Raw genomic sequence first — 17926 nt, 5'->3', positions numbered from 1 at the left:
CCTTAGCAGGCCGTTGAAAAACGTTTTCGAGGCAGCCGATGCAAGGCAAAAACAGGCGAAAAAGCGCACTTTATGCTTAATAAATGAGCATTTTGACTCTGTTTTTAACACCGCAGCAGCAACGCAGATAGTTTTTCAACAGCCTGTTAGAGATGATCATGAATATGTTCCTCAACTGGCTCATTTAATTTTGCAACAGCCGCTTCAGGCAATTTCCCTAATAAATAATAATCAAATACTTGTCTGGCAATAGGTGCTGCGGTTGAACCGCCGGTGCCAGTATTCTCAACCAGTACCGCCAGTGCAATTTTAGGGTTATCTGCTGGCGCATAAGCGATAAACATGGCATGGTCACGGTGACGCTCATTAATAGATTTTTCATTGTACCGTTCGCCCTGCTTAATGCCGATCACTTGTGATGTGCCGGTTTTACCTGCAAAGGTATAACTTGCGTTGATAGCAGCTTTTGCAGCAGTACCTCCGGGGCGTGTGACATCAACCAATGCATTCTTGACTATTTCAAGATTTCTGGGTTTCAAATTCAGACTGTAGAGTAGCTTTTCGGGAATATCCTCGACATTCCCGGTCTCACTGTTTTGTATTTGCTTTACCAGACGGGGAAGATAAGCTTTGCCATTATTTGCGATGATCATCGTGGCAAAAGCAAGCTGTAAAGGTGTGGTCAGATTATAGCCCTGACCGATTGCAACAGAAATAGTATCTCCGGCATACCATTTTTGCTTATATTGACTCATTTTCCAGGCAGACGATGGCAGAAGACCAGAAACCTCACCTTCGATATCAATACCTGTTTTTTTACCCAATCCAAATTGACCGATGAAGTTGTGTATATTGTCTATCCCCAGATCATTGGCAAGACTGTAATAATAGGTATCGCATGAAACAACTAATGATTTGTGCAAATCAACTCGACCATGACCACCCGGTTTCCAATCGCGATAGCGGCGCTCCACACCGGGCAAGGAGAAGTATCCGGGATCGCTCATACTATATTCCGGTGTGCGTTTCCCGAGCTCAAGCGCCGCCAATGCCATAAAAGGCTTAAAGGTTGATCCAGGCGGATAAACACCCCGTAATGCCCGGTTGTTCAGTGGCCTATCAATCGAATTGTTCAGCAGATTCCAGTTTTCCTGATCAATACCGCCGATAAAAAGATTATTGTCATAGCCCGGCTTGCTGACGAAAGCAAGCACCTCGCCGTTATTCGGGTCCAATGCAACCAATGCGCCACGACGGTCGCCAAAAGCTTTTTCTGCAGCTTCCTGCAACCCGAGATCGATCGAAAGGATCAAATTATTACCCGGAATGGATGGTGTACGTGACAAAACACGAATGGAGCGGCCCGCCGCATCGGTTTCTACTTCCTCGAAACCGGTAACGCCATGCAATTGCTTCTCATAACTCTGTTCAATGCCAATTTTCCCAATATGCTGAGAACCTCGATAATTATTGAGCTCTTCATTGCGTTCCAGTTGCTCAAGATCTTGATCATTGATACGGCTGATGTAGCCAATGATATGCGATACAATTTCTTTCTCCGGATATTGACGCAGCACACGTGCCTTGATTTCAATACCAGGAAACCGGTAGCGATTAGCCGCAAAAGTTGCGATTTCCACATCCGTCAAACGGCTGCGAATCGGCAGGCTATTAAATCGCTTACTTTCCTTCAGCAATTTCTTGAACCGCTGACGGTCAGTGGCTGTTATTTCAATAATTGTCGCCAGCTCATCCAGTGTCGATTCAAGATTCTGGATTTTACTGGAGATAACTTCTAACGTGTAGGCTGAATAGTTCTGCGCCAGGGCCCTGCCATTGCGGTCATAAATCAAGCCGCGATTGGGAACCAGCGGCGAAATGGAAATACGGTTTGCTTCCGCCAGCGTGTGATAGTGTTCTTGTTGAGAAACCTGTAAATAATAGAAACGCACATAGAGTATCAAGAAAAGAACAAGTACAAAACAAGCGCTAACGGCGAGACGAAAACGAAATTTATGTAATTCGACAGGATGATTTCGCAGTTCTACATGTCGTTTCATAACGCATCAGGATCTGATTTTTGTTTCAGGAGCATCGATAATAGGTAAGAACCGGGTGCCCAAAGCAAGGTACCCGACAGCGCCGCAAGAAAATATTGCCCATCGGGTAATGCTGAGCCGCCTGAGGTTGCAACCAGAACAATGACTATCTGCATGATCAATAATATCAAACCAATCTGTGGGGCTTGTTGCATCGAATTAAATAACCGTAATCGCCGCCCGAAAATTAATGTAAGGTAAACAATGACACAATAGGCTAAAGCATGCTGTCCCAATATACCGGTGTTGCCGACATCCATCATTAATCCCATGCCGAAAGCCACACCCATTCCCATTTTGTGCGGGTGATTAATGTTCCAATAGGCTATGGCAATCGCTACGAAATCAGGGCGAAATATCAATATATCCCCTTGCAATGGCAGGAAATTAAGAATCAAAGCCATAACTAAACTTGCCGCAATAAACCAATTACTGGCAGGAACATACACATCCTGTCCAAAGTAATTATCCTTATTTGACCTGTCGTCTTTATTTCTTTCCGGATTCAATTTTAGGCATCTCTAAAGCATCATGGGATTCCGGCTGTATCAGGGACAGGATTAAAACTTGCCGGTTCCGGTCCACGCCGGCAACCGGTGTACTGATAATCTGGGCAAAATCACCCGTAGGGTCTCGTTCAATTCGCAATACTGTCGCAACAGGAATACCGGGCGGATAGACCCCGCCGATTCCAGAAGTGACCAACTGATCGCCTTGCTGAATATCAGTATTTACCGATAGATAACGCAATTCCAATTGGTTATTTTTACCGGTACCTGAAACGACAGAGCGTAAACTGTTACGGACGACTTGCACGGGAACGGAGTGATCCCTGTCGGTAAGCAGTGTCACTTCGGATGACCAAGGATATAACTGTGTGATTTGTCCAACGATGCCTTTATCATCAATGACAGCTTGGCCGAGTTGAATATGATGTTGACTGCCTTTATTCAAGGTAATTTTATGATTAAACGGATCGCGCGGGGTATATAAAATTTCGGCCAGAACTGTCTTAGTTCTGGTTTTGGTTTCAATTTGCTGCACCGCTCCGAGCAAATTGCGTAAATGAATATTCTCAGCTTCCAGTGAAGCTAATTTTAGTAATTGTTCCCGGTTCTCGAGATAGAGCTGCCTCAGTTTTATGTTTTCTTCCAGTAAGTTGAAACTGGCAATAAATTCCTCTACTTGATCATAAATATTGGCTGGGATATAGGCAATCTTCTGCAATGGAAAAATAACCACACCAATAGCCTGGCGCAATTGCGGAAAATATTTGAAACGCGTATCCCCAATAATGAGTAAACAGGATAACAAAGCGAAAACAAACAGCCGTGCAAACGGACCTGGGCCATGTCTGAAAAACTGAGGAGCTGTTTCCATTACGTCCAGTATTTACGAATCTGGTTTTGTGTCTGAGTCAGTCTATAAAATAATAAAAAAGTTTACTGATTCAATGTGTTTAGTCACGTGCAAAAATACCAATCGACCGATCCATGTTTTCCAGAGCAATGCCAGCACCACGCACTACACAGGTCAGCGGATCATCGGCGACAATGACGGACAAACCGGTTTCTTCCATTAGCAAACGGTCAATATCACGCAGCAAAGCGCCGCCACCGGTCATAACCATGCCTTTGTCGGCAATATCCGAACCCAATTCCGGCGGGGTATGTTCCAGGGCCGATTTAACCGCACTGACAATGCTGTTCAGCGGTTCCGCCAGCGCTTCCAGAATCTCATTACTGGAAATAGTGAAGCTACGCGGTATTCCCTCTGCAAGGTTGCGGCCTTTCACTTCAATCTCGCGTACTTCAGAACCTGGAAAAGCCGAACCGATTTCTTTTTTGATGATTTCTGCAGTAGGTTCGCCAATTAACATGCCATAGTTGCGGCGGATATAGTTAATGATTGCTTCGTCAAATTTATCCCCGCCTACGCGCACCGAATTAGAATAAACGATGCCGCCCAACGAGATGACACCGACTTCCGTGGTACCGCCGCCAATGTCAACCACCATGGAACCAGTAGGTGATTCAACCGGCATATCAGCGCCCAATGCGGCCGCCATAGGCTCTTCTATCAACTCAACTTTGCGGGCACCGGCGCCGTAGGCCGCTTCACGAATAGCGCGGCGTTCCACTTGTGTGGAACCGTAAGGCACACAAATCACAATGCGCGGATTGGCTGAAAACAACCGGGGAGGATTCACTTTGCGGATGAACATCTTGAGCATCTGTTCTGTCACGGTAAAATCCGCAATCACCCCATCTTTCATCGGACGGATAGCCGTAATATTACCCGGTGTGCGGCCCAGCATTTGCTTGGCTGCATGACCGACTTGCTGAATCATTTTCTTGCCATTGGCCCCGCTTTCTTCGCGGATTGCTACTACAGAGGGTTCATCCAACACGATTCCCTGGCCGTGGACATAAATCAGCGTATTCGCCGTGCCCAGATCGATTGCCATATCTGTTGAGAAATAGCTTCCAAGAATATTGTTGTTCAAGAAATTAAACATAGTGGCAGAATCCGTTATTAGTAATTAGGTGAGAGCGAATAATAATTAAAACCTTCAAAAAATAATACGCCAGTTAAACCGGGCATGATACCCTAATACTTATTTGAATATAAGGTTACCCCTATAAAATGACTTTGTCTGTTAGCGATGTAAAACGTATAGCTGATCTTGCTTATATTGAGATTGATGAAGATGAAGCAAAAGAAACTTTGATTCAGTTATCCGGTATTTTCAATCTGATTGAAACCATGCAAGCAGTCGATACCTCAACAGTAGAACCCATGTCTCACGCTCAAAGTGTCACACAGCGTTTACGTGAAGATGAGGTCACCGAAACCGACCAGCGCGAATTATATCAATCGATAGCGCCACAAGTCGAAGCCGGTCTCTATCTGGTTCCACAAGTTATTGAATAGACTAAAAACTACTTCAACGAAGTGAACCGGAAGAACTATCTTAGAATTTAAAAACGATAATTATACGCAACATTTTATTTTTCTCTATCAGTAAATGCCATGTTTAATGCCAGCCTTAAACAGCTCTCCCTTCAGCTTGCCGAAAAAAAGATTTCCAGCACTGAACTGACAACAGAATTTCTCAAACGCATCAAGGCGCTTAATCCTGAATACAATGCGTTTATTACAGTAAATGAAGAACTAAGCCTTGCGCAAGCGCAGGCCGCGGATAAAATGATTGCTGCCGGACAAGCGGGCCCGTTGACCGGGATTCCCATTGCGCAGAAAGATATTTTTTGCGCCAAAGGCTGGCTAACCACCTGCGGGTCAAAAATGCTGTCGAATTTTGTCTCACCGTATGATGCCGGAGTCATTGAACGTTTCAATCAAGCGGGCGCAGTCAATATTGGCAAGACCAACATGGATGAATTCGCCATGGGGTCGAGCAACGAAACATCATTTTATGGACCGGTGAAAAATCCCTGGGATCATGCTGCAGTGCCTGGTGGCAGCTCAGGCGGCGCAGCTTGCGCAGTGGCAGCAAGACTGGCACCGGCAGCAACCGGCACCGATACCGGCGGCTCCATTCGCCAGCCGGCGGCCTTGTGCGGCATCTCGGGAATCAAACCGACTTACGGATTGGTGTCCCGCTACGGCATGATTGCCTTCGCCTCCAGCTTGGACCAGGGCGGCCCCATGGCCAAATCGGCAGAAGATCTCGCGCTGCTGCTGAACGTCATGACCGGGTTTGATCCACGCGACTCAACCAGCTTGCAGCGAGACGCCGAAGACTACGCGCGGGATCTGCAAGAACCGCTAGCTGGCTTGCGCATCGGCCTGCCGAAGGAGTATTTTGCCGAAGGCATGAGCAAGGATGTCGAAAGCGCAATTGAGAAAGCATTGGATGAATACCGCAAACTGGGTGCGCAAACGGTTGAAGTTTCGCTGCCTAACGCACCGCTGGCGATCCCCGTTTATTATGTGCTGGCGCCAGCTGAAGCATCGAGCAATTTATCCCGGTTTGACGGCGTGCGCTATGGCCATCGCGCCAAATCGTACGGCGATCTGGCCGACATGTACCGCAAATCGCGCGCGGAAGGTTTTGGCCCTGAAGTGAAACGGCGCATTCTGATCGGCACCTACGTTTTATCGCATGGTTATTACGATGCTTATTATATTAAAGCGCAAAAGCTGCGCCGCCTGATCGCGCAGGATTTTGCCGAAGCTTACAAACAATGCGACATTATCATGGGGCCCACCACCCCTACCGTGGCTTTTAATCTGGGAGAAAAAAGCGGCGATCCGATCCAGATGTATTTGTCGGACATTTATACCAGCGCGGCCAATCTCACCGGAATGCCGGCCATGTCGATCCCGGTCGGCTTTGGCGATAAAAACCGGCCGGTCGGTTTGCATATCATTGGCAATTACTTCAGCGAAGCGCAAATGCTGAATGTCGCGCACCAATATCAACTGGCAACCGACTGGCATCTGCAGTCGCCCGTTTAAACCAATCGTTCATTCCTGAAAATATCAATTTAGCCGGAAACTACATCATGCAATGGGAAATTGTCATCGGCCTTGAAGTACATGCTCAACTTTCAACGCAATCCAAAATTTTCTCAGGCTCTTCCACCGCCTATGGCGCAGCGCCGAATACCCAGGCAAGCGTAATCGATCTGGCGCTGCCGGGCGTTCTGCCGGTGCTCAACAAAGGCGCGGTGGAACGGGCGATTAAACTGGGACTGTCGGTGGGAGCGAAAATCAACTCGCCTTCCATTTTCGCGCGTAAGAATTATTTTTATCCCGATTTGCCGAAAGGCTACCAAATCAGTCAATACGAATTGCCGGTAGTGCAAGGCGGTAACATTCAGATTCAAATCGATGGCATTGAAAAGAACGTCCGCCTGACCCGCGCGCATTTGGAGGAAGACGCCGGAAAATCGCTGCACGAAGATTTTCATGGCATGAGCGGCATCGATCTGAATCGCGCCGGCACGCCATTGCTGGAAATCGTCTCCGAACCGGACATGCGCAGCAGCGCGGAGGCCGTGGCATACGCAAAAACATTGCATGCACTGGTTCGCTGGATCGGTATTTGCGACGGCAACATGCAGGAAGGCTCATTCCGCTGCGATGCGAATGTCTCGGTGCGCCCGCGCGGCACCGAAAAACTCGGCACGCGCTGCGAAATCAAAAATCTGAACTCATTCCGTTTCCTGGAAAAAGCCATCGATTATGAAGCCAGAAGACAGATTGAAATCCTTGAAGACGGCGGCGCTATCCGGCAGGAAACTCGTCTGTATGATGCCAACAAGGACGAAACGCGCACCATGCGCACCAAGGAAGACGCCAACGACTACCGTTATTTCCCCGATCCGGATTTATTGCCGCTGGAAATTCCGCAAAGCTGGATTGATCAAATCAAGCAAACCTTGCCGGAATTACCGCAAGCGCGGCGGGATCGTTACATCTCCGAATTTGCATTGTCCGCCTATGACGCTTCCGTGCTGACCAGTTCTCGCGAAATGGCGGATTATTTCGACGCCACGCTCAAGCAATTACCCGCGCAAGCCAAACTGTGCGCCAACTGGATTATGGGCGAGATCAGCGGGCAATTGAACAAGGAAGGCATAGAAATGACCGCCTGCCCGATCACACCTGCCCAGCTCGCCGCACTGCTCGCGCGTATCAGTGACGGCACTATTTCCGGCAAAGCTGCGAAGACGGTGTTTGAAAGTATGTGGAACGGCGAACTCGACAAAAATGTCGACGCCATCATCGAAGCCAAAGGCTTGAAACAGATTTCCGACGACGGTGCGATTGAAAAACTGGTTGATCAGGTGCTGGCCGCCAATGCGCAGCAAGTCGCCGATTATCGCAACGGCAAAGAAAAAGCCTTCAATTCACTGATCGGCCAGATCATGAAAGCCACACAAGGCAAAGCCAATCCGGCGCAAGTCAACGCCATGCTGAAGAAAAAGCTGGATGGATAAAGCCATCGCGTGATTCGCTGAAATTACCTCAAGCCGTATCGGCGTCCTATAACGCTCTCTGTCATCAAGGAAATAAGCTTAACCATGGTGAAAGCTGCGAAAGAAATCAAACAAGAACCGCTGGAAAAACAGCTCTGGAAAGCCGCTGACAAACTGCGCAAGAACATTGATGCCGCAGAGTACAAACATGTGGTGCTGGGCTTAATCTTCCTGAAATATATTTCCGACTCATTCGAAGAACATTTCGCCAAATTGCAAGCAGGATTCGGCGATTATGCCGGATCCGATCCTGAAGACAAAGACGAGTACAAAGCCGAAAACATCTTTTATGTCCCGCCCGAGTCACGCTGGCCGCATCTCGTCGCTCAAGCCAAACAGCCGGATATCGGCAAGTTTGCGGATGCGGCGATGGATGCCATCGAGAAAGAAAATCCATCACTGAAAGGCGTATTGCCCAAAGTCTTTGCCCGGCAAAACCTCGATCCCGCGAGTTTGGGCGGACTTATTGATCTGGTGGGTAATATCGCGTTGGGCGATGCCAAATCCCGCAGCGCCGATGTGCTCGGCCATGTGTTCGAGTATTTCCTCGGTGAATTCGCCCTGGCCGAAGGCAAACAAGGCGGCCAGTTCTACACGCCGCGCAGCATCGTCGAATTGCTGGTGATGATGCTGGAGCCTTACAAAGGCCGGGTATTTGATCCCTGTTGCGGCTCCGGCGGCATGTTCGTGCAATCGGAAAAGTTTGTCGAAGAACACCAAGGCCGCATCAACGATATTTCCATTTACGGCCAGGAAAGCAACCAGACCACCTGGCGCCTGGCGAAAATGAACCTCGCCATTCGCGGCATTGACAGCTCGCAGGTGAAATGGAACAACGAAGGTTCGTTCCTGAACGATGCGCACAAAGACCTGAAAGCCGATTTCATCATCGCCAATCCGCCGTTCAATGTCAGTGACTGGAGCGGCGAGTTATTACGCAACGACGGCCGCTGGCAATTCGGCACACCCCCGGCGGGCAATGCCAATTTTGCCTGGCTACAGCATTTTGCGTATCACTTATCGCCCGCGGGCATTGCCGGGGTGGTACTGGCCAAAGGCGCGCTGACTTCCAAAACTTCCGGCGAAGGGGAAATCCGCAAGAACCTGATTGCGGAAGGCAATCTGATCGACTGTATCGTGAATTTACCGGGTAAGTTGTTTTTGAACACGCAAATTCCTGCCGGATTGTGGTTCATGAACCGCGCGCGTAATAATGGACATCCCCGTAAGGATCAGATCCTGTTTATTGACGCGCGCAACCTCGGCCATCTGATCAACCGCCGCACCCTCGAACTGTCCCGCGAAGACATCCAGAAAATCGCCAGCACCTACCACGCCTGGCGCAACGCCTCCGTCATTCCCGCGCAGGCGGGAATCCAGCCGTATGAAGACATCAAAGGCTTCTGCGCTTCAGTGCCGGTGGAGCGCGTGGTTGAACTGGATTATGTGCTCACGCCGGGGCGCTATGTCGGGCTGCCGGATGAAGAAGACGATTTTGATTTCCCCGAGCGCTTTGCCGCGCTGAAGGCAGAATTCGAGGCGCAGTTGCGGGAAGAGGCGGTATTGAGCCAAGCCATTCTGGAAAATCTTGCGAGGATTAAGCTATGAATCAACTGAATACGGATTATTTTGCCCGTTGCATTGTCACGCTGAGCCAAGCCTTCGACAGTTTGAATCAGCAGCCGCAGGACAGTGTGGCCTACGATATTTTTCGTGCCGCCTGTGTCAAGGAATTTGAAATCATCCTGGAACAAACCGGCAAGCTGCTGAAAAAAAGCTTGAAGCCCTACTTCGCTTCCAGCAAACAAGTGGATCAACTGATGTTCAAGGATATTTTCCGCCTCGCTGCCAAGCACGGCTTGATCACCCTTGAAGAAGCCGAACGCTGGTTAATCTATCGCGACAACCGTAACGATACCGCTCACGATTATGGCGAAGGCTTCGCCAACCAAACCCTGGCGCTATTACCGCAATTTATTCTGGATGCTCGCCGTGTCAACGAAGTAATCCAGCAACGACCATGAGTCAGCTCATCCTGCGCGAGCAAGACCGCAAACGGCTGATCGAACTGCTAGCAGCTCACTTGCCCGCCGTCACAGCCTGGGCCTATGGCTCGCGCGTCAATGGCAGCGCTCACGAAGCCAGCGACCTTGACCTGGTACTGCGTTCACCGGACTTGAGTCCGATACCGTTCGAACCGCTCGACACCTTTCTGCAGGCACTACGCGAATCCAACATCCCGATCCTGATCGAAGCGCGAGACTGGGTCAGACTGCCCGAGGCGTTTCATCAGGAAATCTTGAAGGATTATGTCGTGGTGCGTGAGGGAAATGGGAGTTTGGCGAAGGTGAAGTTATGAGTGAGCGGCGGGAAATTCCTCTGGGAAATTTAGTAGATGTTGTGGTGGACAATCGAGGAAAAACACCACCCATTTCGGAAATCGGTTACGAACTGTTAGAAGTTAACGTGATTTCCCAAGAGAGCCGTACTCCAGACTATTCAAAAATTAGAAAATTTGTTTCAGAAGAAACCTATAGGAGTTGGTTTAGAAAAGGCCACCTCAAACCCGGAGATATATTAGTGCCAACAGTGGGAACTATAGGCAATGTCGCGCTGATTCAAGAGCAACGTGGATCTATTGCACAGAATTTAATCGCACTTAGATTAAAGAGTGGAGTTGACAGTAGATATATCTACTATTTCTTATCTAGCTCATATGGAAGGGATTCTTAGATATAGGGGGAGTTCAACCAAGCATCAAGGTTCCACATTTGCTTGATATGACAATTCCTATTGTCAGCTATGAAGAACAAAAAGCCATCGCCTCCGTCCTCAGCAGCCTTGACGACAAAATCGACTTGCTGCACCGTCAGAATAAAACCCTCGAAGCCATGGCCGAAACGCTTTTTAGGCAGTGGTTTGTGGAGGAGTCGGAGGAAGATTGGACGGAAGGGAAAATTGGAGACTTATTTGTTCTACAAAGAGGTTTTGATTTGCCAACACAAAATAGGATTAAAGGAATTTATCCGATCTATGCTGCCAGTGGTTATAGCGGCGGTCATATAGAATTTAAGGTTAAAGCACCTGGTGTTACTACTGGCCGAAGTGGTTTACTAGGAAAGGTATTTTTTGTGATGGATGATTTTTGGCCACTGAATACCTCTTTGTATATTAAAGAGTTTAGAATTGGAACACCTTTGTTCTCTTACTTCTTTCTCAAAGGCCTGGATTTGGAGTCACTCAATGCTGGTTCAGCTGTCCCAACGCTTAATAGAAACCATGTCCATGAGGAATCTACCGTGATTCCTCCGCAAGAGTTAATTCGTGACTTTGAAAAAATGGCGCTACCTTTTTATCTTAAAATAAGAAAAAATAAAATGCAGTTAAAAATTCTCGAAACCCTCCGCGACACTCTGCTTCCCAAACTCATGAGCGGCGAAGTACGGGTAGAGGTGTAATCCATGTCCACGTTAAAAACTCACGAGAAAGTAATCTTTGAAAAATTGTTTGATCGGGGCGGATATGTGCTGAATTTTACAGACCCCACATACGCAGAGTTTTTTCGAGAACATAACGTAAATATTGACGCCGATAAATATCAGGTTAACGGGGCATCCAAAATGAAGCGTCTACGAGCATTTTGGGAAATTGAGCCTGATATCTTAGTAAGCAAGGTTTTAGCGGCACTACTCGAATATGCAAATACAATCGAGCAAGTTGCTACTGCCGATCGAGACAAGGCACTGATGGTGATTAATCGTTTGGGAGGTAAACCATCTGGTGCTGGAACAGTTCCTTCGCAAGAGGATTTTCTTAAACAGGAATTTTCTGAACTAAATCTAGCACGACTAAATATTGATACTCAGTTACTGTCTGTGATTGAACAACGAATTGATGAAATTCACAAATCTATGCGTGGGAGCGCCGCATTAGCAACGATCTTCTTGTGCTGAAGCACATTGGAGGGGCTATTACTTGACGCAGCAACAAAACAACCTCAACAATTTAATGGTGCTAAATCTGCACCTAAGAACAAAGACGAAAATGTAAAACTGCTTCATGATTGGACTCTTGATAATCTAATTAATGTTGCGCATGAGGTTGGCATATTGTCTTTGGATGTAAAGAAATATGGACACGCACTGAAGGATTTTAGAAATTACATCCATCCCCGACAGCAGGCTTCGCAAGGTTTCAGGCCGGATCAACATACGGCCAGAATTAGTTGGCAAGTGTTGCAGGCTGCCATCGCTGATTTGAGCGGACAAAGGAGAAAGTGAACAATCAAGCTGAATAGCATTGAAGTAAGGGTTGGCTGTACTTAAGGACAAAAGATTTCTTGCCCCCCCTACTTGTCTTCATGCACAAGAAAACCCAGCATTCGGTGATCCACTTGGAGATTAACCATGAGAACCACTATCGTATTGGATGACGAATTACTGGAAAAAGCGCAAGCATTGACGCATGTGCAGAAGAAATCAGCACTGGTAAAAGAAGCGCTGAAAGCTTTGATTGAACGGGAAAGCGCCAAACGATTGGCAAGTCTGGGTGGCTCTGAGCCGCAATTGGATGCAATTCCGCACCGGCAAGCCGGAGACTAAACGCTACGAGCAGCAGCGATATGTATTAACCGGGTGGCATTACTCCAAAATGCCCAAACTCAATGAAATTACAATGAAGAACGACTAATAGTCATGATGCCCCAAAGTTCAATTGTTATTTACGAAACTGAAAACGGACAGACTCACATTGAGGTCATGTTCGAGAAGGATACCCTGTGGCTTAGTTTGCTACAAATTGCCGAGCTGTTCGAGCGCGATAAATCGGTTATTTCCCGCCATTTGAAAAACATCTTTGACGCTGGCGAGCTAGTCAAAAATTCAGTGGTTGCAAAAAATGCAACAACTGCCACCGATGGGAAAATCTATCAGGTCGAGTATTTTAATCTCGACGCGATCATTTCCGTTGGTTATCGCGTCAACTCCAAGAAAGGCACGCAATTCCGTATCTGGGCCAGCAACATTCTCAAGCGCTACCTGGTGCAAGGTTATGCGCTGAATGAAAAAAAACTGCAAGCGCAACAAGACAAGCTTGCGGATTTAAAACAAGCGATTGCCCTGTCTTCCCGATTGTTCCAGAAGGAACCCTTATCTGCTGAACAATCACAAGGCATTCTGTCGATACTGGAAAAATACAGTCACGCGCTGACGGTTCTGGACGATTACGACCACCAGCGTTTACAAGTTACCGGAATCCAGGAAACCGGGCAATTCAGAATATCCTATGATGAGGCAATCCAACAAATTCAGCTTTGGCGCGAGCAGGAAAAATTGGGTGGATTGTTCGGCAACGAAAAAGATGATTCCTTCAAAAGTTCGTTGGAAACCATTTACCAAACGTTTGGCGGCAAGGAGCTTTACCCCAGCATCGAGGAAAAAGCGGCCAATCTACTGTATTTCATCGTCAAGAATCATTCATTTTCCGATGGCAACAAACGCATTGCCGCCGCGCTGTTTGTCTGGTTTCTGGCGCGTCATGATTATCTGCTTAATGCAGACGGAGAAAAGCGCATCGGCGATAATGCCCTGGTTGCGTTCACATTGCTGATTGCCGAGAGCAAACCCGAGGAAAAAGACACCATCGTGAAAGTCATCATCAATTTGATCAATGGCAATAATTTGTGAGCAAACTCACCGAATCCGCTATTGAAGATCTGGCGATTAAACTGTTTGAGCAGTTAGGTTACAGCCCTATCTACGCACCCGATATCGCCCCCGATGGCGACCATCCCGAACGCGCCCGCTATGACGAAGTATTGCTTACCGGCCGGTTAGAAAAAGCACTCCAGCGCATCAACCCCGGCATAACGGCCACGGTATTACAGACCGCCCTGAAGGAAATCGAGCGCATTCATTCCCCGGAATTACTCACCAACAATGAAACTTTCCATCGCCTGCTCACCGAAGGTGTCAAGGTCAGTTATCAGCAAGATGGTAATGAACGCGGTGATATTGTCTGGTTGATAGATTTTGATCATCCGGAAAATAACGAATTTGTGGTGGCCAATCAATTTACGGTGATTGAGAACAACCAGAAAAAACGTCCGGATCTCGTTGTGTTCATCAATGGCCTGCCGGTGGTGGTTATCGAGCTTAAAAATGCCGCCGATGAAAACGCCACGATGCAATCCGCCTACCCGGCAAATCGGCACGTACCAGCAAACCATTCCCGGTCTGTTTACTTACAATGCGATTCTCGTCATTTCGGATGGTTTGGAAGCCAAGGCAGGATCGCTGTCGGCAGGGTTGAGCCGCTTCATGACATGGAAATCAGCCGATGGAAAGACCGAAGCATCGCATTTGGTGAGTCAACTCGGAACCCTAATCAACGGCATGTTGAATAAATTCACCTTGTTGGATTTGATCCGGCATTTCATCGTATTTGAGAAGAGCAAAAAAGAAGACTTGAAAACCGGTGTGATCAGTATCGGCACGGTTAAGAAACTGGCGGCTTATCACCAGTATTACGCGGTGAATGCGGCCATCGCTTCGACATTGCGGGCGGCGGATTGCGGCAGTGAATTGCCTGTGCGCCAGATACGTCAAAATCCGGCCAACTACGGCTTGCCCAGTGTGACGCAACAATCGCAGGGCGACAAGAAAGCAGGCGTGGTGTGGCATACGCATGGCTCGGGCAAATCGCTGTCGATGGTGTTTTACACCGGCAAAATTGTGCTCACCCTGAATAATCCAACTGTCCTGGTGATTACCGACCGCAATGATCTGGACGATCAGTTGTTCGACACCTTTGCCGCTTCTTCACAACTGCTCCGGCAAGAACCCAAACAGGCGGAAGACCGGCAGCAACTCAAAGAGTTGCTCAAGGTCGCATCCGGCGGGGTCATTTTCTCGACGATCCAGAAGTTTCAGCCGGAACAAGGCAATGTGTACGAGGAATTATCCAGCCGCGGCAACATTGTCGTGATTGTGGATGAAGCACACCGCACCCAATACGGTTTCAGCGCTAAAACCATCGACGAAAAAGATGCCCAGGGCGAAGTCATCGGCAAGAAAGTAGTCTACGGATTTGCCAAATATTTGCGGGATGCGTTGCCGAATGCCACGTATCTGGGCTTTACCGGCACTCCGATTGAGAAAACCGATGTGAACACGCCAGCGGTTTTCGGGGATTATGTCGACATTTACGACATTGCCCAGGCGGTGGAAGATGGCGCCACGGTGCGTATCTATTATGAAAGCCGCTTGGCCAAAGTGGCCCTGAGCGATGAAGGCAAAAAACTCATTGCCGGACTCGATGAGGAACTGGATCAGGAAGACTTCAGCGAAACCGGGAAAGCCAAGGCAAAATGGACGCAGGTCGAAGCATTGGTCGGCAGTGAACAGCGCATCCGCAATATCGCCCAAGATATCGTCAGCCATTTCGAGGCCCGGCAAGAAGTTTTTTCCGGGAAAGGCATGATCGTGGCGATGTCCCGCCGTATTGCCGCCAATCTGTATGAAGAGATCATCAAACTCAAACCCGAATGGCACGCGGAAGATTTGAACAAAGGTGTGATTAAAGTCGTCATGACGGCGGCATCGTCGGATGGCACCAAGATGGCGAAACACCACACCACCAAGCAGCAACGCAAGATTCTGGCCGAACGCATGAAAGATAACGCGGATGCATTAAAACTCGTGATCGTGCGCGATATGTGGCTGACCGGCTTTGATGCACCGGCTATGCACACGCTGTACATTGACAAGCCGATGAAAGGGCACAATTTGATGCAAGCGATTGCACGGGTCAATCGTGTGTACTTAGACAAGCCCGGCGGTTTAGTGGTGGATTACCTGGGCATTGCGGCCGACTTGAAAGAAGCCTTATCGTTCTATTCCGATGCCGGTGGCAAGGGCGATCCGGCACTGGCACAAGAACAAGCCGTTACTCTGATGCTGGAGAAAATCGAAGTCATTTCTGCGATGTATCACGGCTTTCCTTACGAGAATTACTTTGCAGCCGGTACCGCTGAGAAGCTATCGCTCATTCTGGCCGCCGAAGAACATGTTCTAGGGTTGGACGATGGCAAGAAACGCTATATCAATGCAGTTACCGCGTTATCCCAGGCTTTTGCGATAGCCATTCCGCACGCGCAAGCCATGGATGCCAAAGATGAAGTGGCTTTTTTCCAGGCCGTCAAAGCGCGACTGGCGAAGTTTGATCGTACCGGCTCCGGCAAAACCAATGAAGAAATTGAGACGACCATCCGGCAAGTCATCGATAAAGCGTTGGTGTTCGAACAGGTAATTGATGTTTTCGATGCGGCGGGGATCAAAAAACCGGATATTTCCATCCTGTCCGAAGAATTTCTGCTGGAGCTCAAAGGCATGGAACATAAGAATCTGGCGCTGGAAGTGCTCAAAAAACTACTCAATGACGAGCTGACAGTTCGCGCTAAAAAGAATCTGGTACAAAGCAAATCCTTGATGGAAATGCTGGAAAATGCCATCAAGAAATACCAGAACAAAATCCTGACGGCCGCCGAAGTCATGGATGAACTGATTAAAATCAGCAAGGAAATCACCGCCTCCGATCTTGAGCCGAAAACACTCGGTCTGACTGAGTTTGAGTATGCGTTTTATACCGCGGTAGCAAGTAATCACAGTGCGAAAGAATTGATGCAGAACGATCAATTGCGGCAATTGGCCATCGTGTTGACGCAGCGGGTACGCGAAAATGCTTCGATAGACTGGACCATCAAGGAAAGTGTCAGAGCCAAACTCAAAGTGATTGTGAAGCGGACATTACGGCAATTTGGCTACCCGCCCGATATGCAATTGCTAGCTACCGAAACAGTGCTGAAACAAGCGGAGATGATCGCCGACGCACTGGCAGCTTGAACTGGCAAGAAGACATGCAGAGTCGTATAACCGGCTCAAAATATAGTGCTATACTCGTAGGGCTGTTATAGGCTTGGAAGAAACGGGGAATTCAATATCTGCGGTTCAGTTCCGGTGCACTTGAGTAATACCGGATGCCCAACAAAATAGGCGTAACTATTTCTTCTATTCCTGTTATTACAATTTTCAAACTGTAAATATAATAATGCTGACATCCGTAGTAACCACACCCATCAATCATGTTTTACGCGGAGAAAGATGGGCATGCAAACGACTGCAATCTTTTACCGGAAAGACAGTGTGTATCCGGATACCGCCTTTGGTTAATTTCAGTCTGCTGATTGATGCGGAAGGTGAAGTACAGCAAGTGAATAGTAGTGATATGGGTGCAGATACGACACTCTCCCTATCCCCGTTGATTCTGCCCCAGTTACTTGCGCGAGAATCCAGCGCATTCGAGCAAATACAAATCAGCGGCGATCAATCGTTTGCCGATGAATTAATGGCTATTGGCAAACAGATTAATTTGGGCGCGATCATTGAGCACGATCTGAGCAAAGCTATTGGCGATATACCGGCACATCGCATCACACAAGCCAGTGAGCATCTGATCCAATGGCAGATGGAAAATGTGCATCGCATTACTCAGACATTAGCCGAATACTGGACAGAAGAAGATCGTTTGTTAACAAAACCCGCGGCTGTCGATCAGTTTAGTGAAGATGTAAAGAATTTGCAGCTTAGCACCGAACAACTGGAACAACGTTTAGACCGATTAACCCAGCGAAGCACCTTAGTGAGCGAGTAATTAAACGCAATTTAATTTTTCTTTCAAATAATAAAATCAATGAATACTTGCCGAAAAATAAACTTGTGCTGTTCTAATTGATCCCTAAGTTCTATTGCTCGTCACCAAATT

Annotated in this window: 19 protein-coding genes; 15 read left to right on the top strand and 4 right to left on the bottom strand. The window is 48.0% G+C overall.

What is annotated here, in order from left to right:
- Nucleotides 1–146 precede the first annotated feature (146 nt).
- The 4 genes from mrdA to NIT79A3_RS04395 all read right to left on the bottom strand — a co-directional run bounded on the left by mrdA (nucleotide 147) and on the right by NIT79A3_RS04395 (nucleotide 4617).
- Nucleotides 147–2060: a penicillin-binding protein 2 gene (gene mrdA, locus NIT79A3_RS04410; RefSeq protein WP_013965054.1), complete on the bottom strand. Its 1914-nt coding sequence runs from the start codon at nucleotides 2058–2060 to the stop codon at nucleotides 147–149.
- Nucleotides 2057–2608, bottom strand: coding sequence for a rod shape-determining protein MreD (gene mreD / locus NIT79A3_RS04405; protein ID WP_013965053.1), 552 nt, complete (start codon nucleotides 2606–2608; stop codon nucleotides 2057–2059). Before mreD ends, mrdA begins: the two co-directional genes overlap by 4 nt.
- Nucleotides 2589–3479: a rod shape-determining protein MreC gene (gene mreC / locus NIT79A3_RS04400; protein ID WP_013965052.1), complete on the bottom strand. Its 891-nt coding sequence runs from the start codon at nucleotides 3477–3479 to the stop codon at nucleotides 2589–2591. Before mreC ends, mreD begins: the two co-directional genes overlap by 20 nt.
- Before the next feature lie 79 nt (nucleotides 3480–3558).
- Nucleotides 3559–4617 carry a rod shape-determining protein gene (locus NIT79A3_RS04395; protein WP_013965051.1) on the bottom strand — a complete coding sequence of 353 codons (1059 nt, stop codon included), beginning with the start codon at nucleotides 4615–4617 and terminating at the stop codon, nucleotides 3559–3561.
- Nucleotides 4618–4745: 128 nt separating this feature from the next.
- Between NIT79A3_RS04395 and gatC the strand changes: the two genes are divergently transcribed.
- From gatC to NIT79A3_RS04330, 15 genes are all read left to right on the top strand, one after another.
- Nucleotides 4746–5033: an Asp-tRNA(Asn)/Glu-tRNA(Gln) amidotransferase subunit GatC gene (gene gatC / locus NIT79A3_RS04390; protein ID WP_013965050.1), complete on the top strand. Its 288-nt coding sequence runs from the start codon at nucleotides 4746–4748 to the stop codon at nucleotides 5031–5033.
- Nucleotides 5034–5132: 99 nt separating this feature from the next.
- The gene (gene gatA, locus NIT79A3_RS04385; protein WP_013965049.1) at nucleotides 5133–6581 is read left to right on the top strand and encodes an Asp-tRNA(Asn)/Glu-tRNA(Gln) amidotransferase subunit GatA; all 1449 of its coding nucleotides are present in this window, start codon (nucleotides 5133–5135) and stop codon (nucleotides 6579–6581) included.
- A 47-nt stretch (nucleotides 6582–6628) separates the two neighbouring features.
- On the top strand, nucleotides 6629–8068 hold the full coding sequence (gene gatB / locus NIT79A3_RS04380; RefSeq protein WP_013965048.1) for an Asp-tRNA(Asn)/Glu-tRNA(Gln) amidotransferase subunit GatB: 1440 nt from the start codon (nucleotides 6629–6631) through the stop codon (nucleotides 8066–8068).
- 84 nt (nucleotides 8069–8152) lie between these two features.
- Complete coding sequence (locus NIT79A3_RS04375) at nucleotides 8153–9715, top strand: class I SAM-dependent DNA methyltransferase (protein ID WP_013965047.1); 1563 nt, start codon at nucleotides 8153–8155, stop codon at nucleotides 9713–9715.
- Nucleotides 9712–10131 carry a nucleotidyltransferase substrate binding protein gene (locus tag NIT79A3_RS04370; RefSeq protein ID WP_013965046.1) on the top strand — a complete coding sequence of 140 codons (420 nt, stop codon included), beginning with the start codon at nucleotides 9712–9714 and terminating at the stop codon, nucleotides 10129–10131. Before NIT79A3_RS04375 ends, NIT79A3_RS04370 begins: the two co-directional genes overlap by 4 nt.
- Nucleotides 10128–10466 (top strand): nucleotidyltransferase domain-containing protein, encoded by a 339-nt coding sequence (locus tag NIT79A3_RS04365; protein ID WP_013965045.1) that lies wholly within the window; start codon nucleotides 10128–10130, stop codon nucleotides 10464–10466. Before NIT79A3_RS04370 ends, NIT79A3_RS04365 begins: the two co-directional genes overlap by 4 nt.
- Entirely contained in the window at nucleotides 10463–10840 is a 378-nt protein-coding gene (locus NIT79A3_RS04360) for a hypothetical protein (protein WP_041360133.1), read from the top strand. Before NIT79A3_RS04365 ends, NIT79A3_RS04360 begins: the two co-directional genes overlap by 4 nt.
- Complete coding sequence (locus tag NIT79A3_RS04355) at nucleotides 10822–11565, top strand: restriction endonuclease subunit S (RefSeq protein WP_198009411.1); 744 nt, start codon at nucleotides 10822–10824, stop codon at nucleotides 11563–11565. The genes NIT79A3_RS04360 and NIT79A3_RS04355 overlap by 19 nt, the downstream gene beginning before the upstream one ends.
- Nucleotides 11566–11568: 3 nt before the next feature.
- Nucleotides 11569–12060 carry a hypothetical protein gene (locus NIT79A3_RS19015; protein ID WP_198009387.1) on the top strand — a complete coding sequence of 164 codons (492 nt, stop codon included), beginning with the start codon at nucleotides 11569–11571 and terminating at the stop codon, nucleotides 12058–12060.
- 156 nt (nucleotides 12061–12216) lie between these two features.
- Nucleotides 12217–12387, top strand: a complete 171-nt coding sequence (locus NIT79A3_RS19305) for a hypothetical protein (RefSeq protein WP_348225723.1) — start codon at nucleotides 12217–12219, stop codon at nucleotides 12385–12387.
- Nucleotides 12388–12513: 126 nt separating this feature from the next.
- The gene (locus NIT79A3_RS04345) at nucleotides 12514–12708 is read left to right on the top strand and encodes a type II toxin-antitoxin system VapB family antitoxin (protein WP_013965044.1); all 195 of its coding nucleotides are present in this window, start codon (nucleotides 12514–12516) and stop codon (nucleotides 12706–12708) included.
- Between the two features lie 156 nt (nucleotides 12709–12864).
- On the top strand, nucleotides 12865–13791 hold the full coding sequence (gene rhuM, locus NIT79A3_RS04340) for a RhuM family protein (protein WP_348225722.1): 927 nt from the start codon (nucleotides 12865–12867) through the stop codon (nucleotides 13789–13791).
- Nucleotides 13788–14510, top strand: coding sequence for a type I restriction endonuclease (locus tag NIT79A3_RS19300; protein WP_348225721.1), 723 nt, complete (start codon nucleotides 13788–13790; stop codon nucleotides 14508–14510). The genes rhuM and NIT79A3_RS19300 overlap by 4 nt, the downstream gene beginning before the upstream one ends.
- Nucleotides 14425–17007: a type I restriction endonuclease subunit R gene (locus tag NIT79A3_RS04335; protein WP_348225720.1), complete on the top strand. Its 2583-nt coding sequence runs from the start codon at nucleotides 14425–14427 to the stop codon at nucleotides 17005–17007. The genes NIT79A3_RS19300 and NIT79A3_RS04335 overlap by 86 nt, the downstream gene beginning before the upstream one ends.
- Before the next feature lie 205 nt (nucleotides 17008–17212).
- On the top strand, nucleotides 17213–17815 hold the full coding sequence (locus NIT79A3_RS04330; RefSeq protein WP_013965042.1) for an SCP2 sterol-binding domain-containing protein: 603 nt from the start codon (nucleotides 17213–17215) through the stop codon (nucleotides 17813–17815).
- The last annotated feature ends 111 nt before the right edge of the window (nucleotides 17816–17926 follow it).

This window comes from Nitrosomonas sp. Is79A3, from assembly GCF_000219585.1.
Taxonomy (GTDB): Bacteria; Pseudomonadota; Gammaproteobacteria; order Burkholderiales; family Nitrosomonadaceae; genus Nitrosomonas.
The sequence above is the reverse complement of the archived record's forward strand: the minus strand, read 5'-3'. Positions and strand labels throughout refer to the sequence as shown.

What these genes read in the sequence shown, in the direction of transcription:
- mrdA (WP_013965054.1), bottom strand. Translation starts at nt 2,060, where the DNA reads ATGAAACGACATGTAGAACTGCGAAATCATCCTGTCGAATTACATAAA.
- mreC (WP_013965052.1), bottom strand. Translation starts at nt 3,479, where the DNA reads ATGGAAACAGCTCCTCAGTTTTTCAGACATGGCCCAGGTCCGTTTGCA.
- NIT79A3_RS04395 (WP_013965051.1), bottom strand. Translation starts at nt 4,617, where the DNA reads ATGTTTAATTTCTTGAACAACAATATTCTTGGAAGCTATTTCTCAACA.
- gatC (WP_013965050.1), top strand. Translation starts at nt 4,746, where the DNA reads ATGACTTTGTCTGTTAGCGATGTAAAACGTATAGCTGATCTTGCTTAT.
- gatA (WP_013965049.1), top strand. Translation starts at nt 5,133, where the DNA reads ATGTTTAATGCCAGCCTTAAACAGCTCTCCCTTCAGCTTGCCGAAAAA.
- gatB (WP_013965048.1), top strand. Translation starts at nt 6,629, where the DNA reads ATGCAATGGGAAATTGTCATCGGCCTTGAAGTACATGCTCAACTTTCA.
- NIT79A3_RS04375 (WP_013965047.1), top strand. Translation starts at nt 8,153, where the DNA reads ATGGTGAAAGCTGCGAAAGAAATCAAACAAGAACCGCTGGAAAAACAG.
- NIT79A3_RS04370 (WP_013965046.1), top strand. Translation starts at nt 9,712, where the DNA reads ATGAATCAACTGAATACGGATTATTTTGCCCGTTGCATTGTCACGCTG.
- NIT79A3_RS04365 (WP_013965045.1), top strand. Translation starts at nt 10,128, where the DNA reads ATGAGTCAGCTCATCCTGCGCGAGCAAGACCGCAAACGGCTGATCGAA.
- NIT79A3_RS04360 (WP_041360133.1), top strand. Translation starts at nt 10,463, where the DNA reads ATGAGTGAGCGGCGGGAAATTCCTCTGGGAAATTTAGTAGATGTTGTG.
- NIT79A3_RS19015 (WP_198009387.1), top strand. Translation starts at nt 11,569, where the DNA reads ATGTCCACGTTAAAAACTCACGAGAAAGTAATCTTTGAAAAATTGTTT.
- NIT79A3_RS04345 (WP_013965044.1), top strand. Translation starts at nt 12,514, where the DNA reads ATGAGAACCACTATCGTATTGGATGACGAATTACTGGAAAAAGCGCAA.
- rhuM (WP_348225722.1), top strand. Translation starts at nt 12,865, where the DNA reads ATGTTCGAGAAGGATACCCTGTGGCTTAGTTTGCTACAAATTGCCGAG.
- NIT79A3_RS04335 (WP_348225720.1), top strand. Translation starts at nt 14,425, where the DNA reads ATGACATGGAAATCAGCCGATGGAAAGACCGAAGCATCGCATTTGGTG.
- NIT79A3_RS04330 (WP_013965042.1), top strand. Translation starts at nt 17,213, where the DNA reads ATGCTGACATCCGTAGTAACCACACCCATCAATCATGTTTTACGCGGA.